The sequence below is a fragment of the Rodentibacter rarus genome, from assembly GCF_001998965.1.
GTDB classification, from domain to species: domain Bacteria; phylum Pseudomonadota; class Gammaproteobacteria; order Enterobacterales; family Pasteurellaceae; genus Rodentibacter; species Rodentibacter rarus.
In genome coordinates this window covers 19,468-34,173 of sequence record NZ_MLHJ01000008.1, presented here as the reverse complement: position 1 = coordinate 34,173, position 14,706 = coordinate 19,468, and the positions used below count along the sequence as shown (strand labels likewise).

Annotated in this window: 15 protein-coding genes; 3 read left to right on the top strand and 12 right to left on the bottom strand. The window is 40.7% G+C overall.

What is annotated here, in order from left to right; all coding sequences use genetic code 11:
• Positions 1 to 34: 34 nt before the first annotated feature.
• The 3 genes from fbaA to BKK50_RS00975 form a co-directional block, all read right to left on the bottom strand.
• Entirely contained in the window at positions 35 to 1,111 is a 1,077-nt protein-coding gene (gene fbaA, locus BKK50_RS00985) for a class II fructose-bisphosphate aldolase (RefSeq protein WP_077414465.1), read from the bottom strand.
• An 81-nt stretch (positions 1,112 to 1,192) separates the two neighbouring features.
• A complete protein-coding gene (gene pgk, locus BKK50_RS00980; RefSeq protein WP_077414463.1) occupies positions 1,193 to 2,356 on the bottom strand; it encodes a phosphoglycerate kinase in 1,164 nt (387 codons plus the stop codon).
• A 96-nt stretch (positions 2,357 to 2,452) separates the two neighbouring features.
• Complete coding sequence (locus tag BKK50_RS00975; RefSeq protein WP_077414461.1) at positions 2,453 to 3,175, bottom strand: ribonuclease T2 family protein; 723 nt, start codon at positions 3,173 to 3,175, stop codon at positions 2,453 to 2,455.
• 80 nt (positions 3,176 to 3,255) lie between these two features.
• Between BKK50_RS00975 and BKK50_RS00970 the strand changes: the two genes are divergently transcribed.
• Together BKK50_RS00970 and BKK50_RS00965 are read left to right on the top strand one after the other, a co-directional pair.
• A complete protein-coding gene (locus tag BKK50_RS00970) occupies positions 3,256 to 3,522 on the top strand; it encodes a YfhL family 4Fe-4S dicluster ferredoxin (protein ID WP_077414459.1) in 267 nt (88 codons plus the stop codon).
• Between the two features lie 15 nt (positions 3,523 to 3,537).
• Positions 3,538 to 3,690, top strand: a complete 153-nt coding sequence (locus BKK50_RS00965) for a DUF1232 domain-containing protein (RefSeq protein ID WP_077414495.1) — start codon at positions 3,538 to 3,540, stop codon at positions 3,688 to 3,690.
• A 49-nt stretch (positions 3,691 to 3,739) separates the two neighbouring features.
• Here the strand turns inward: BKK50_RS00965 and BKK50_RS00960 are convergent, their stop codons facing one another.
• From BKK50_RS00960 to BKK50_RS00950, 3 genes are read right to left on the bottom strand one after another with little or no spacing between them, the layout of a single operon-like run.
• Positions 3,740 to 5,173 carry a surface lipoprotein assembly modifier gene (locus tag BKK50_RS00960; protein ID WP_077414457.1) on the bottom strand — a complete coding sequence of 478 codons (1,434 nt, stop codon included), beginning with the start codon at positions 5,171 to 5,173 and terminating at the stop codon, positions 3,740 to 3,742.
• Between the two features lie 41 nt (positions 5,174 to 5,214).
• Positions 5,215 to 5,568, bottom strand: a complete 354-nt coding sequence (locus BKK50_RS00955) for a hypothetical protein (RefSeq protein WP_077414455.1) — start codon at positions 5,566 to 5,568, stop codon at positions 5,215 to 5,217.
• Between the two features lie 58 nt (positions 5,569 to 5,626).
• Positions 5,627 to 6,346, bottom strand: coding sequence for a hypothetical protein (locus BKK50_RS00950; RefSeq protein ID WP_158074647.1), 720 nt, complete (start codon positions 6,344 to 6,346; stop codon positions 5,627 to 5,629).
• Positions 6,347 to 6,372: 26 nt separating this feature from the next.
• Here BKK50_RS00950 and BKK50_RS12405 point away from each other — a divergent pair, with 26 nt between their 5' ends.
• Entirely contained in the window at positions 6,373 to 6,573 is a 201-nt protein-coding gene (locus BKK50_RS12405) for a hypothetical protein (RefSeq protein WP_158074646.1), read from the top strand.
• A gap of 1 nt (position 6,574) precedes the next feature.
• Here the strand turns inward: BKK50_RS12405 and BKK50_RS00945 are convergent, their stop codons facing one another.
• The 6 genes from BKK50_RS00945 to BKK50_RS00910 all read right to left on the bottom strand — a co-directional run bounded on the left by BKK50_RS00945 (position 6,575) and on the right by BKK50_RS00910 (position 14,635).
• A complete protein-coding gene (locus BKK50_RS00945) occupies positions 6,575 to 7,126 on the bottom strand; it encodes a hypothetical protein (RefSeq protein ID WP_077414451.1) in 552 nt (183 codons plus the stop codon).
• 481 nt (positions 7,127 to 7,607) lie between these two features.
• The gene (locus BKK50_RS00930) at positions 7,608 to 8,636 is read right to left on the bottom strand and encodes an ABC transporter ATP-binding protein (protein WP_077414445.1); all 1,029 of its coding nucleotides are present in this window, start codon (positions 8,634 to 8,636) and stop codon (positions 7,608 to 7,610) included.
• A complete protein-coding gene (locus BKK50_RS00925; RefSeq protein WP_077414443.1) occupies positions 8,637 to 10,286 on the bottom strand; it encodes an ABC transporter permease in 1,650 nt (549 codons plus the stop codon).
• 180 nt (positions 10,287 to 10,466) lie between these two features.
• On the bottom strand, positions 10,467 to 11,483 hold the full coding sequence (locus BKK50_RS00920; protein ID WP_077414441.1) for a Fe(3+) ABC transporter substrate-binding protein: 1,017 nt from the start codon (positions 11,481 to 11,483) through the stop codon (positions 10,467 to 10,469).
• A gap of 192 nt (positions 11,484 to 11,675) precedes the next feature.
• The gene (gene glyA / locus BKK50_RS00915; protein ID WP_077414439.1) at positions 11,676 to 12,941 is read right to left on the bottom strand and encodes a serine hydroxymethyltransferase; all 1,266 of its coding nucleotides are present in this window, start codon (positions 12,939 to 12,941) and stop codon (positions 11,676 to 11,678) included.
• A 119-nt stretch (positions 12,942 to 13,060) separates the two neighbouring features.
• Positions 13,061 to 14,635 carry a phosphoethanolamine transferase gene (locus tag BKK50_RS00910; protein ID WP_077414437.1) on the bottom strand — a complete coding sequence of 525 codons (1,575 nt, stop codon included), beginning with the start codon at positions 14,633 to 14,635 and terminating at the stop codon, positions 13,061 to 13,063.
• Positions 14,636 to 14,706: the final 71 nt, after the last annotated feature.

Here is a 14,706-nt window from a genome sequence, read left to right as displayed (position 1 = left end):
AAAGTGCGGTAGTATTTTATGTTATTTTGCCGGATTATAAAACATCAACGCAGTTGAGATCTTCAAAAGATTGCTCTAAACGTTTAGACATTGATTCTTCCATTTTGCGTAACCAAACGCGTGGATCATAGTATTTTTTGTTTGGAACATCCGGGCCTTCAGGGTTACCTAATTGACCTTGTAAATAAGCTTCATTGGCTTTGTAGAAGTTTAAAATACCGTCCCAAGATGCCCATTGTGTATCCGTATCAATGTTCATTTTGATTGCACCGTAGCCAATTGCTTCACGAATTTCTTCACGAGAAGAGCCTGAACCGCCGTGGAATACAAAGTTGATTGGTTTAGCCGGAAGATTACGTTCTTTTGCCACAAACTCTTGTGATGCGCCTAAGATAGAGGGTTTTAATTTCACATTACCCGGTTTATAAACACCGTGAACGTTACCGAATGCCGCCGCAACGGTAAAGTTCGGGCTAACCGGATTTAATTGGTCATAAACGTATAACACATCTTCAGGTTGGGTATAGAGTTTGGATTCTTCCACATCGGAATTATCTACGCCGTCTTCTTCTCCACCGGTGATACCGATTTCGATTTCAAGGGTCATCCCGATTTTATCCATACGGGCAAGGTATTCACGACAAATCGCCATATTTTCTTCCATTGGCTCTTCCGATAAATCGATCATATGAGAAGAGAATAACGGACGACCGGTTTCAGCAAAGTGTTTTTCACCGGCTTCTAATAAACCATCAATCCAAGGGAGGAGTTTTTTCGCAGCGTGGTCGGTATGAAGAATAACCGGCACACCATATTCTTTTGCAAGAGTATGAACGTGTTTTGCTCCTGCAATCGCCCCTAATACATCCGCACGAGCACCTGATGCCGGTTTGATGCCTTTACCTGCATAGAAAGAAGCTCCACCGTTAGAAAATTGAACAATAACAGGGGCTTTTACACGTGCTGCGGTTTCTAATACCGCATTCACCGAGTCAGAACCCACGCAGTTTACCGCTGGAATAGCGAAATTGTGCTCTTTTGCATAAGCGAATACTTTTTGTACGTCTTCACCGGTTAATACACCCGGTTTAACAATATCTAATAAACCCATCTTGTTGTTTCCTCTTTAAGTGTTGAAAATTTTAGTGAGTGTGTGGATTTGCCCACACACTCTACGACTCAATTTGCGTGATTAACCCTTCGCACGTTTTTCAAGAATTTCTACCGCCGGTAAGACTTTACCTTCAACAAATTCTAGGAACGCCCCACCACCGGTTGAAATGTAAGAAATTTTATCGGCAATACCGAATAAATCGATTGCCGCTAAGGTATCACCACCTCCGGCAATGGAAAACGCATCACTGTTTGCAATGGCATGAGAAATTACTTCTGTTCCTTTACGGAAGTTAGGGAATTCAAACACCCCTACCGGGCCGTTCCATAACACGGTTTTTGCATTTTTGATGATTTCTGCCAATTGCGCTGCGGATTTATCACCAATATCAAAAATGGATTCATCGTCTTTCACTTCCGTCACTGCTTTTTCTGTTGCCGGTGCAGTTTCAGAAAATTCTGTGCCGACACGCACATCAACCGGCACTGGAATATCCGTGCTTGCCGCTAATTCTTTTGCCACCGGGATTAAATCTTCTTCATATAAAGATTTACCCACATTATGACCGGCTGCCGCAATAAAGGTATTGGCGATACCACCACCCACAATAATTTGGTCAGCGATTTTTGAAAGGGAGTTTAACACTTCTAATTTTGTGGAAACTTTAGAACCGCCCACGATAGCCACCATTGGACGAGCCGGTTCTTTTAATGCTTTGCCTAAAGCATCTAATTCAGCCGCAAGCAATGGGCCTGCACAGGCAACAGGGGCAAATTCCGCCACGCCATAAGTGGAAGCTTGCGCACGGTGTGCCGTACCAAATGCGTCCATCACAAAGACATCACAAAGTGCCGCATATTTTTTACCTAACTCAGGATCGTTTTTCTTTTCACCTTTGTTAACACGCACGTTTTCTAACACCACGATTTCACCGTCTTTGACCTCTACGCCATCAAGGTAATCACGGACTAAACGCACAGGAACATCAAGATGTTCGTTCAAATAATCAACTACCGGTTGTAAAGAATCTTCAGGTTTAAATTCACCTTCAGTCGGACGACCTAAGTGAGAAGTCACCATCACTTTCGCCCCTTTTTCAAGGGCTAATTTCAACGTAGGGATGGTCGCACGGATACGCGCATCGGAAGTCACTTTACCGTCTTTTACCGGTACATTAAGATCGGCACGGATAAATACACGTTTACCCGCTAAATCCAAATCGGTCATTTTGATTACTGACATAATCTATCCTCTTTGTTGGTTAAAGTTAAAATTAAAACCCGCACATTATACCCAGTTCTTATTAGGTTGTAACGATTTAGATCAAAGAAATCCCAATTACTTTGGGCAATCGCTCACTTGCCACTGCTTGTCATAACAAATAAATAATTCATTCCGGCTTGCGCCCAAATAGGCATTTTTCAACTGAGGATTATGTTGTTTCATCCAACGGAATAATTCCCGCCGTTCCAATTTTTCTCTCGGCAAGCGTAACGCACTAAATAACGCCGCTTCCTTAGCAAAATACTGTTCTGCGGAACTAAACGCACAGCTACCGTGTTTTTCCCACTCTCCTTGTAAGAGTTTAGCACCGGGTGATAGGGTTAAATAAGGCTCAATCACCGATTGAGGCAACGCCGGTAAATCCCCTTGGCAAAAACGAGGATGATCCGCCACAGAGCGTGCATTGGCATTTTGTGGCCATAAACCGTGCACAACCCAGCCAAAAGTGCGGTTATTTTCACATTGATATTGAGCGGATGACGACAATTGATCACCATATTTTTCACGCTGAGAATCACAAAATCCCGGCGACCAAGAAAGTGCTAACATATAATAGTCCACCGGTGCATTGGCATTTTGCCCGATAGGATCATCACGCATCACCACATCATAATCGGCAAAAATTTCTGTATTTTTGACCACACTTTTACGCTCTTGAGGGGCTCTTTGTGTTGAGATTTTAGAAGGGGAAACGTTTTTTTGCCCTTCACTGAAATATTGCCATAGACTGACTAGCGCAAGAACAATAATGGAAAGAGTAGAAATGTGTTTTTTCATAAGGGTATCTTTTGTCAATTTTGGGTTTGTCAGCTATAATTCGCTACTTTCTATGCTATTTAACATGTAAGGGATCATTAATGGCATTACTCATCACTCAAAAATGCACAAATTGCGATATGTGCTTACCAGAATGCCCCAACGAGGCGATTTCTGTCGGTGATGACATTTATATCATTGATCCGAGGCTTTGCACAGAATGTGTCGGTCATTATGACACGCCTACCTGCCAAAAAGTTTGCCCGATTACAAATTGCATTAAACCCGACCCCGCTCATCAAGAAAGCGAAGAACAACTTTGGGAGCGTTTTGTGATGATTCATCACGCAGATAAACTCGAAAGTTAAGCGATGTTTTCTCCAATGAATAAAACCAAATTAGTCAAAATCGTGCTGATTTTAATTTATCTGTTCAGCCCTGTCGATATTCTACCGGAAGCCATACTCGGTCCGATGGGATTAGTGGATGATGCGGCGGCAATTGGGTTGTTGATAAAGATTTTACTGAGTAAATAAAGATTGTATGGGGATGCCGGTGTAGCATCCCTTTCTATTTCCAATCCCTTTAAAACGATTTCTCAAAAATCAAATTCAGGTTTTGGCGGTCGTAAGAATACAGGGTTGGAATATTACTTTTTTGCTTACGATAAGAAAATTGCAGTTTTGGGGTGATGCCGAAAACATGCCAATCCCGTTTCCATAGGGTTAAATTCACGTTGAAAATGCGATCTTTGCGCACTTTGCCCAAAGCAATCAACCCACCTAGCACCGCTTCGTCTTTGTAGTGGCGTTGTGAAAAACCAAAACCTAAACGGCTTGAAATCCCTTTGCTCCACTCTTGCCCCCAACCTAAGCGGAGGGATTTGGTGTCCGAGCCATACTGTTTCACCCGGGTGGTTTCACGGTTGAAATCGCCGCCAAGGTAGAAAAATTGCCGTGGCGTTCTTGCCCAAACCAAGGTGGCGGACACTAATTTGGTGTTGCCGTTTTGCGCTTGGTTGTCGAAATAGCGTTGTTTGCTGTATTCCGCCGCTGTTGAAAGTTGCCAGTTCGGGTTGAGCCAATGGTTCAATTCCAATCTTGCGCCATTTGCCCATTGGTAGCTTTCGCCGCCATACCAATGCTTTTCATAAAAAGGCATTAGGCTCAACGTTGATTGTGCCGTTTTATAACGCAGCCCAAGAGAAGTGCGGTTGTAAATATCGTCATAATCGTGATTATCCCAATAACTTTTGCCGAACAATTCGTTCTCAAAAGCGAGATAATAACGGTTGCCGAGGTTAAAATCTTTGCCAAGCGAGAAATTGTAAGCAATACCGTGTGCGGTTTGCGGCATCATATCGTCATTTTTCACATAGCCCGTTTGTTCAATATTGCGGCTGTCGCCGGTGTTATTCACGTTAGTATCACGCACATAATAGGCACTGGCGGAAATCTGCCAAGCATCCCGCTCCTGCAACGCCTCTAAATAAGCATTGATAAGCTGTTGTACTGGAGCAGGTGTAGCAGGGTCGCTCAAGGCTTTTTGAAATTGTTCGGTGGCAGCGGTGTTTTGTTTATCCTGAAATAAGGCGATGGCAAGTTCGATCCGCACAGGGTTAAGATCCGCCCGTTCTGCCAACATTTCACGATAAACCCGAATGGCTTGGCTTAATTCCCCGCTAAATGCGGCGTGCTTTGCTTCCGCAAATTGGACGAGCAAGCGGTCGTTTTCAGGAAACGTTTTGTAAACTGCCAACAATTTTTCAATCAACTGCGCATCACGGGCGTAAATGGCTTGGATTAAGAGTTGTTGGGTTAACGTCGGGTTGTTTTTTAAATCTTCCTCCGTGATGTTCATCGGCAGAGCATTTTGCCCGAGTGGAGCCACCGCCTGCTCCGCTTTTTTCGGCGTTGCTACTTTGATTTTTTGTTCCGGTTCGGAAAGATTGGTATTTGCCAACGCAGGCAGGGTGAAAATTAGGGGGAAAAGTGCGGTTAGAATTTGAGGTGTTTTCATTATCGTTTAATTTATGAGTTGGTTTAATTATCTGATTTAGGCTATTCTTTTGTTATTCTATCAAGTAAAAAATTACAAATAGCAGCAAGAACAACTGTTAAATAAGGAATATATTCTTTGTCCAAATTGAGTTCTAATACCATCAAATCAACCAAGTTGATGAATCCAGCTACAACTACGGGAAATATAAAATATCTAACGATATATTCCACACTTTTGTTGCATTGTAAATTTGGGAAAATGGATATGACTCCGGCTATTACAAAAGCTGATCCTATAACTATAACCTGCCATGTCGGAATAAAAGGTCGTGTGAACATCACTTGATTGTATAATATGTACGCTCCACAACATATTACGAGGAATGCGACAATACATTTGCCATATTTATTCATTTTCATCTCCTAAAACGCCCCTTTCGGGGCGTGGTTAATATTAAATTAAAGGGTTAAATTATTGTGCGGTTGCACCGTAAACAGCTTGGTAGGTTCCGAATTCGCCACCGAGTTTCTGTTCATCAAACTCAATTTTGATTTGACCAACCACCTCTTTTCTATTGGAGGAGCCTCTCCCCACATATTTTCCCTGCTTCAGTTTATCGGTTTCTAGGGTTTTACCGTTTTGATAGGAAAAAGCACCAGTATATCCATTCATTGAGAGGTCTGTTTCACTTAGACGAACACGCCCGATACTATTGGAATTAAGGTAACCGCTAATCCGTTCTTTATCAAAATCAGCCTTGAGTTCAATCGTGCCATCTTTTTCGTTAAAAGTTACGATATCTTTACGATACTGAGCTCTAAGTGATCCATCGTCAGTCGGGTATGGGGATATATAGAAATAGTCACTATTATGTTGACTATAAGCATCGTAAGCTGTTTTATCTACATATTTCCCATCAACAGTGTAAGTAGCCATTACCTCCCCTTTATAGGTTGCACTACCTCTGAGTAGTTCAGGGGAGTTTTTACTGATGAATGTCTTATCAACATAACCTAAGAACTGGTAACCTTGGTCATTATCCGCTAATACACCATAAAAAGAATAAGGTTGATTAACGATAGTATAATTAAGTTGGTTTTTACCTGTGCCATCTTTTACAATTAAGTCAGGGTGAGTAAAAACCCCTCTATGAAGACCGTATTGATAGTTAGATAATTTACCTATATCCATTTCAACGTCTGTATTATTAACAGATAATGAGCTCCCGTTTACTGAATAAGCAACGTTCTCATATTTCAATTCAGGATCGTTTGAGAAGTACTTGTTCACGTCTAAAGTTATCACTCTGTCACCCTCCGCCATTGGTGGAATTTCAGGCTGAGACGGTTGGTTTGGTTGTGCCGGTTGGTTTGGTTGAGCTGGTTGACTTGGCTGTTCCGGCTGAGTCGGTTGGCTAGGTTACTCAGGCTCTGATGGCTGTTCCGGTTGAGTAGGTTGGTTTGGTTGAGATGGATTATCCGGCACAACTACTACCGGTGGTTTCTCCTGCTCGGCTTTTTTCTCAATCAAAATATTTTGCACATTCGTCACATTGATTTGTGCTTGTTTCACATCTTGTTGTGCCACCACTAAAATTTTATTTTGCACGGTTAAGGCTTGGTTGGCTTCTACCAAGGCATCACGTTTTTCTTTCAGAGCATTAGCATCGGGTTTTTCTGCCTTTTCCAATACACGAATTTCTTCATTAAGCGTAGTGATACGGCGGTTAATTTCCGTGATTTGGGTTTCCACTTGCGTGAGTTTGGTTTGGCTATCGCTTAGCACTTTTTGTGCCGTTGTCGCACTTTGCTCAAGCTGTTGTACGGATTGTTTGCTGTAATCAATGGCTTTCACCGTTGGAACAGGTTCAGCCGGTTGACGGGAAGGGGAATCACCATCACTAGAGCTACAACCCGCAAGCATTAAAGCCACAATCATTGCCACCGCTGTTTTTTTCATCGTAACGTTCATTGTTACCTCCAAATAAATCAATTTTCTGTGAGTATGTTTCTGTTTTTGCACGCAAAAACGCAAACATCGTACAAAAAAAAAACAAAAGTAAAGCAAAAATTGAACAATTCAAACAAAACAATGCAATCCAATGATTTGGCGCAAAAAATCGGCAATGACTTAAAATTTGCCTATGATTTTTTAGCAAACCGACCGGTGGGAATCGTGGGATAAAAAGCGCATTTGCTTTTCAAGAAATGGAGGAATAAATCAGGGGAAAAGTGCGGCTAAAAATAGGGCTAAATTTCAGATTTCTAGCTGTTGAAAAGGCGATTTTTTTAGGAAGCCTACCGTAAATAGCATAAGACACAACAAATTTTATTTTGTAAATATCACCAAATAAAGTTTGGATAATTGCTACATAATGTCGAAAAACTAATAAAAAACTGACCGCACATTGCATAAAGTTTCATTTGCCCAAAGCTTTGCTCCGATGTCTCGCTTACTTATTCTTATGAGATGGAAAAAATACAAATTCTTGGCATTGAAAGGTGACACTCACGGTCGCGTTTAAAGGTAGATCCGTACTTTCATAAGCAATAAGATGAATGCCGTTAATGGCAATCTGATAACGATAGTACTGACCTAAAAAAAGTTTATCCCTCACTTTCCCCTCTCCGGTTTCATCTAATTTGAGCAAAATTTGTTCGGGGCGAAGTAACCATTCGTAATGTCCTATGGCATAGTCCATTTCAGGAAAAAGATGATAAGTCCCAATCGGGCTTTTCAATGTTTGGTTGGGTTGAATTTCACTCTCAAGATAATTTGTATTGCCGAGAAAATCTGCCACAAAATGATTAATGGGATTGTGATAAAGCTGGGTGGGTGAGCCAATTTGTACAATTTTTCCTTGATCCATCACGGCAATTTTATCGGCAAAAGCAAAGGCTTCTTCCTTACTGTGTGTCACAAAAATAGCGGCAACTTTTTGATTTTTTAAGATCTGTTTAATTTCTTGGATCATCGCATAACGGGTTTGGCTATCAATATTGGAAAAAGGCTCATCCAATAAAAGTAACTCAGGTTTGCAGGCCAACGATCGCGCAATGGCTACCCGTTGCTGTTGCCCACCGGATAATTCGTGTGGAAAACGCTGTTCAAACCCGACCAATTTCACCACATTCAGCATTTGTTGAGTGAGATTTTTTTGTTCACTTTTTGTCAATTTAGTCAAACCAAATTGGATATTTTCCGCTACGGTTAAATGGGGAAAAAGTGCGTAATCTTGAAAAATCAACCCGATTTTACGTTGCTCCACAGGAATGGGGTTCATCACCCTCCCCGCAAGTTTTACTACGCCTTGCGAAGTTGGAATAAGGCCGGCAATCGCTTTAAGCAATGTTGTCTTGCCACAACCGCTTGCACCGAGTAAACAAACAATCTCGTTTTCTTCAACATCAAGATCAAGGGATTCTAAAATTTGATTTTGTTCAAATTTACAGCTGAGTTGCTGTACTTCAAGTAATTTCATTTAACGCTCTTTTTGTGATTGAGAAATCAGCGAGCGGGTGAGCCAAATCACAGGAATCAGCCCAACTAACACCAAGATAACCGCCGGCATAGCGGCCCGCTCTAGCTGTTCGTCCGAAGTAAAAGTGAAAACGTAAGTGGCCAGCGTATCAAAATTGAAAGGACGAAGTAATAATGAGGCATTAAGCTCTTTCATACTTTCAATAAAGACCATTAAAGCGGCAGTGATCATTCCCTTAGAAATGAGCGGGATATGAATATGCCTAAACATATTTGCGCCGCTTTTCCCCATGGTTTGGCTTGCCATATCCAATGTGGGGGATACCCTTTCTAAACAGGCACCAAGGCTTCCGATTGCCATTGCCAGAAAACGAATAGTATAAGCTAACACTAAAGCAAAGATCGAACCGGAAAAAATCAGTCCAACCGGTTTTAATTCCAAGCTTTTGAGCAAACTATGCAGTTGATGATCGGCAAAGGTGAGCGGAGAAAGTAAGCCTATCGCCAACACCGTTCCGGGGATAGCATAACCAAAACTTGATAAAGAAAGGGAAAGTCGGGTTATTTTGCCCAAAAATGGGGTATGTTGAGATAACCGATGGGCAAAGTGTAACAACAGGGCAATACATACCGTTGTCACCGCCGCAATCGAAGAGACTTTTAAACTGTTTGAGGCAAATTGAACAAAATCTAAATTCCACGACTGTTCAAAATAATCAATCGACCAAAAAATCAATCGCCCAAATGGAATAAAAAAGGCGATAGCCAATAGCCCCCAACACCATGCTAACGCTAAGCCACATCGCCAGCCGGTTAACCTTTTAACATGGGTTTTCTTTTCATAGCCTCGTTGGTAGCTTTTCTGTTTGCGGCGGCTGTATTGTTCAAGGCTGATAAACAGAAAAACCATCATCAGCATAAAAATTGAGATACGACTTGCTGTGCCAAGGTCGTGAAAACTCAACCACGAATCATAAATGGCGGTCGTCAAGGTAGGCAACGCAAAATAAGCAACAGTGCCAAAATCCCCTAAGGTTTCCATGGCAACCAATGCCATCCCAACGGCAATCGCAGGGCGAATAAGCGGAAAAGTCACTCTGCGAAAAATTTGCATCGGGGTAGCACCCAGCATTTTCGCACTGTGCTGTAAATTTTCTGATTGTTCTAAAAATGCCACTCGAACAAGAAGAAAAATATAAGGATATAGCACCAAAGCAAGCACAAAACACGCCCCATAAAGGGTTCTAATTTGAGGAAACCAGTAGTCCTGTGGGGTTTGCCAGCCAAATATATTGCGTAATAAGGACTGAAAAGCACCTGAATAATCCAGTAAATCCGTATAAAGATAGGCAATTAAATAAGCCGGCATAGCAAGCGGCAAGCAAAGCAACCACTGTAATGATCGCTGCCCCCAAAACTGAAAATTGGCGACCAACCACGCTGAAGGGAGAGCAAAAAATAATGCGAGTGCGACAGTCCCTATCACCAATAAGACGGAATTCATCACATAGCGACCAAGCATCGTATTCCAAAGATGGATAAGATTATCCGTCTCACCGTCTAAGGCATGGTACGCAATGGCGAGCAACGGTAATAGAATAAAAAGTGCGGTCAAAATCGCAAACAATTTCCAAGGTAGATGACGGCTCATTTAAAGGGTTTTCTCATACAAATTCTGTGATTTAGCAATCCAAGCGAATATGATTAGCTCGAAAAATAAGTGTTATTAAGGATAAATCATTTTAGACAGTAAAACGAGCCTTAACAAATTTGTAGAAAATACCTGATTTTGTTAAAAGCTCGTTTGGGTTTGATAAAGAAAGTCTAATAATTAAAATTCATCGAATTTTACTTCATCCACTAATTTTAAGGCTTTCTCATAATTTTTGGCGATGGTTTCCAATTTTAGAGTATCCGGTGTGAATGTACCCCAACCTTTTACTAATTCGGAAGGTTCCACATCTGATTTAACCGGATATTCGTGGTTAAGCTGCGCATAAAGTTTTTGGGCTTTTTCACCGCTTAAATACTCCACAAGTTTTATCGCATTGTCTTTATTTGGTGCATATTTCGCCAATGCTACACCACTGATATTAACGTGTGTACCATATTTTCCGGCAGGGAAATTGATCACAGCCGCTTCAGCCCAAGCTTTTTGTTTTTCATCGTCTAACATTTTACCGTAGTAATAGCTGTTACCGAGTGAGTAATCACAAATCCCTTCTTTAATCGCTTTCACTTGGTCACGGTCGCCACCTTGAGGTTTTTGTGCCAAGTTTGCTTTTAAACCTTCCAAAAAGGCTTTGGTTTTTTCTTCACCATAATGCTCAATCATTGAAGCGAAAAGTGAAACGTTATAGGAATTTTTACCTGAACGCACACAAACTTTACCTTTAAATTCCGGTTTAGCTAAATCTAAATAATCGAAACCTGCCGGTAATTTTCCAACTCGATCTTTAGAGGAATAAATCACTCTAGCTCGTGTAGTTAAACCATACCATTTGCCGTCAGAATCACGATATTGGGCAGGAATATTTTCGTCTAAGATTTTAGAGGTGAAAGGCTGTGCTAAACCTTCATTAACAATTTGCATGACACGGGAAATATCCACCGTCAATAACACATCAGCCGGACTTAATTCGCCTTCTTGTTTGACACGTTCCACCAAACCTTTATCAGCAAAAATCACATTCACTTTAATGCCGGTGTCTTTCTCAAAATCTTTGAGCATTGGTTCGATAAGATAAGGTTGACGATAAGAGTAAACATTTACTTCATTTGCTGCCAACGCCGAGGTAGAAAGTAGGGCAGAAAGAGATAACGCTAGGGTAGTGAGGGATTTTTTCATTAGATTTCCTCCATAGGAAAGGGATTGACTGTGTTAAAGATGGCTGAATTTTAAAAGGTTATCCCCTTTTCGTCAATAAGAATTATTCTTATTTAAAATTAAGTTATATAAGTCATTATTACTTTTTAATATTATTTACACATAAAAATAAGCGGCGATATTTCGCCGCTTATCAGTCCTCATACCAAGAGATTACGCTGGGTAAACAGGAAGACGTTTACAAATGGCTAAGACTTTCTCTTTGGTCGCCTCAATCACTTGCTCTTCGTTTTCTTTACCAAGTGCATCTAAAATATCACACATCCAACCCGCTAAGTCACGACAATCTTGTTCATCAAAACCACGGCGGGTTACTGCCGGTGTCCCCACTCGAATACCGGAAGTGACAAAAGGTTTTTGCGGATCGTTAGGTACAGAGTTTTTATTCACCGTAATATTGGCTTTACCTAATGCGGCATCTGCGGCTTTCCCTGTTAAACCTTGTTTAATAAAGCTCACTAGGAACAAGTGGTTTTCCGTGCCATTTGATACCACATCATAACCACGTTGTTTGAACACCTCGACCATCGCTTTCGCATTTTTCAACACGTTCGCTTGATAGGCCTTGTATTCCGGTTCGAGTGCTTCTTTAAAACACACTGCTTTTGCCGCAATAATGTGGACTAATGGGCCACCTTGATTCGCCGGGAATACGGAAGATTGTAATTTTTTATAGATTTCTTCATCACCACAAGAAGAAAGAATTAAACCACCACGCGGTCCCCCTAAAGTTTTATGGGTGGTTGTGGTGACAACATGGGCGTGTGGTAATGGGTTTGGATATAATCCCGCTGCAATTAACCCTGCTACATGTGCCATATCAACAAATAAATATGCGCCTACCTCATCGGCAATTTCACGCATTTTTGCCCAATCCACCACTTGAGAATAGGCAGAGAAACCGGCAACAATCATTTTTGGTTTCGCTTCTAACGCTTTTTGACGTACATCTTCGTAATCAATTAAACCGTCTGCTGTAATGCCATAAAGCACCGAATTATAAATTTTACCGGAGAAGCTCACTTTTGCACCATGAGTTAAATGCCCACCATGTGCCAAGTCCATTCCAAGGATCGTATCGCCTGCATTAATTAATGCCCCATACACAGCGGCATTAGCCTGTGAACCAGAGTGAGGCTGTACATTCACATAATCCGCACCAAATAATTCTTTTGCACGGTCAATGGCAAGTTGTTCTACAATATCGGCATACTCACAACCACCATAGTAACGTTTGCCCGGATAGCCTTCCGCATATTTATTGGTGAATTGACAACCCTGTGCTTCCATCACCCGTGGACTTGCATAGTTTTCAGAAGCAATTAATTCAATATGCTCTTCTTGACGGCGATTTTCGTCCAAAATCGCTTGCCATAATACCGGATCGTAGTCAGCGATATTCATATTTTTAGTAAACATGGTGTTCTCCTGTTATGTGATTTGTGATCTATAGTGTAACTGCTTATTCATTGAAATTTAATTAAAATTTCATGCATATTTTTCATTATGATGATTAATTTTTATCATCATGTATTGGGTCAATGATGATAAGTTTCTTTGCCCTCGGCATCGATCTTAAGATAGCCTGCATCGCCACTGAGGATATTTCCGTTCACCACGCCTTCTAAACAACCACCGATTTGATAATCATATCCCATAAGATTGATTAATAAACTGGATAATTGGTAATGGAAAGTACGCTGACAAGAAGAAAAAGCCTCTGATGTTATTTTTTGTATTGCTTTATTCGGGCTGTACACCATGAAAGGTACAATATAACTCGCTTGCTCCAGTGTACCTTGTTTATAAACCTCATTTGTCACATATTGACCGTGATCTGAAGTATAGGCAATAAGCCAATCATCGGTATTTTGTGTAGAGAGATATTGATACACATCAGAAATAAAACGATCTGTATTTAAAATCGTATTATCATAATTATCTATTGCCTGAATTTGCCCAAAGACTTTCTCTTTTTCATCGAGCAAAGCGCCATAAGGAATATGGCTTCCACGATGATGTAACACAATAAAATGATTCCCCTCCTCTAAATTAATCTTTTTAAATTCAGGTAATAATTTATTATCCGGCATGGACTCTCGGAGAGAATAGCCCTCATTATCCGGAAATCTCATTTTATCAACCCAAGCACCGCCTAAGAAATTCATCATATGCATATCATCACGGGCTTGTGCCGAATAAAAATAGGTATTAAACCCCTGCGTTTTGGCTAAATTAAATAAATTCGTCTCCCCTTTTGCAATTTGTTGCATTCCATTCGGATAGGGAATTGCATTGAAAAACATCGGTAATGAAATAGCAGTAAGCATCCCGCCGGAATAAGCCTCTTTCATCACGACACCGGTTTCATTCTTAAAACGGGCTAAAAACGGTGAGGTTTCTCTTTCATACCCAAAAGCGCTAAAATGACTGGCAGTAGCACTTTCTCCCATAATCAAAATAATATTTCTTACTTTAGGTAAGGCTTGAGTTTTATTGGGTCTGTTTTGATGATAGAGCGGAACATCGGATAAAGAGAAAAGTTCATAGGGCAAAATGCGCCCAACAAAATAACCAACGGAGAAATAATTCGATTTTAATCGGGAATAAACCGTATTAGGGGAAATAAATCTTTCGTGAGATTTTGTGGTATAGGCACGAACAAAAACATACATCATTAAAATATAAAAGACAGCGTCAAATACCCAAGAGAATTTATATCGCTTTCTTTTAATAAAATTTAAACTCAAAAATACGGCAACTTCGAACAAGCCGAATAATAATGGATAAATAAATCGATCAACCATCGTTATGCCGGCTTGCGTAATTTCTTTCACCTCTTTAAAGGCGAGTGAATAACTGACAGGGCCAATCCAAGACTGATATAAGGCATAATGCACATTATTGACTAAAACACTTATTGCAAACAGTGTCGCCACCAATATTCGGGTTATTCGATACTTGGAATAAACAAACAAGACCACGAATAAACAAACGAAAAGATAGCTTTCAGCATAGCGTTCTATGCTTGGAATATGAAAGATCTTACGATAAAGGATTTCTAGAATAAGCAGTAGCGCCGAATAACATAATGCTATGATCAATTGTTTCATAAAATAGTCTAAATCATAAAAATTGGGGCAATATTCTCGTTTATTGTTAGCGGTAGATAAATCACAAGAGA

What these genes read in the sequence shown, in the direction of transcription:
- fbaA (WP_077414465.1), bottom strand. Translation starts at nt 1,111, where the DNA reads ATGGGTTTATTAGATATTGTTAAACCGGGTGTATTAACCGGTGAAGAC.
- pgk (WP_077414463.1), bottom strand. Translation starts at nt 2,356, where the DNA reads ATGTCAGTAATCAAAATGACCGATTTGGATTTAGCGGGTAAACGTGTA.
- BKK50_RS00975 (WP_077414461.1), bottom strand. Translation starts at nt 3,175, where the DNA reads ATGAAAAAACACATTTCTACTCTTTCCATTATTGTTCTTGCGCTAGTC.
- BKK50_RS00970 (WP_077414459.1), top strand. Translation starts at nt 3,256, where the DNA reads ATGGCATTACTCATCACTCAAAAATGCACAAATTGCGATATGTGCTTA.
- BKK50_RS00965 (WP_077414495.1), top strand. Translation starts at nt 3,538, where the DNA reads ATGAATAAAACCAAATTAGTCAAAATCGTGCTGATTTTAATTTATCTG.
- BKK50_RS00960 (WP_077414457.1), bottom strand. Translation starts at nt 5,173, where the DNA reads ATGAAAACACCTCAAATTCTAACCGCACTTTTCCCCCTAATTTTCACC.
- BKK50_RS00955 (WP_077414455.1), bottom strand. Translation starts at nt 5,568, where the DNA reads ATGAATAAATATGGCAAATGTATTGTCGCATTCCTCGTAATATGTTGT.
- BKK50_RS00950 (WP_158074647.1), bottom strand. Translation starts at nt 6,346, where the DNA reads ATGGATATAGGTAAATTATCTAACTATCAATACGGTCTTCATAGAGGG.
- BKK50_RS12405 (WP_158074646.1), top strand. Translation starts at nt 6,373, where the DNA reads ATGAGCTCCCGTTTACTGAATAAGCAACGTTCTCATATTTCAATTCAG.
- BKK50_RS00945 (WP_077414451.1), bottom strand. Translation starts at nt 7,126, where the DNA reads ATGAACGTTACGATGAAAAAAACAGCGGTGGCAATGATTGTGGCTTTA.
- BKK50_RS00930 (WP_077414445.1), bottom strand. Translation starts at nt 8,636, where the DNA reads ATGAAATTACTTGAAGTACAGCAACTCAGCTGTAAATTTGAACAAAAT.
- BKK50_RS00925 (WP_077414443.1), bottom strand. Translation starts at nt 10,286, where the DNA reads ATGAGCCGTCATCTACCTTGGAAATTGTTTGCGATTTTGACCGCACTT.
- BKK50_RS00920 (WP_077414441.1), bottom strand. Translation starts at nt 11,483, where the DNA reads ATGAAAAAATCCCTCACTACCCTAGCGTTATCTCTTTCTGCCCTACTT.
- glyA (WP_077414439.1), bottom strand. Translation starts at nt 12,941, where the DNA reads ATGTTTACTAAAAATATGAATATCGCTGACTACGATCCGGTATTATGG.
- BKK50_RS00910 (WP_077414437.1), bottom strand. Translation starts at nt 14,635, where the DNA reads ATGAAACAATTGATCATAGCATTATGTTATTCGGCGCTACTGCTTATT.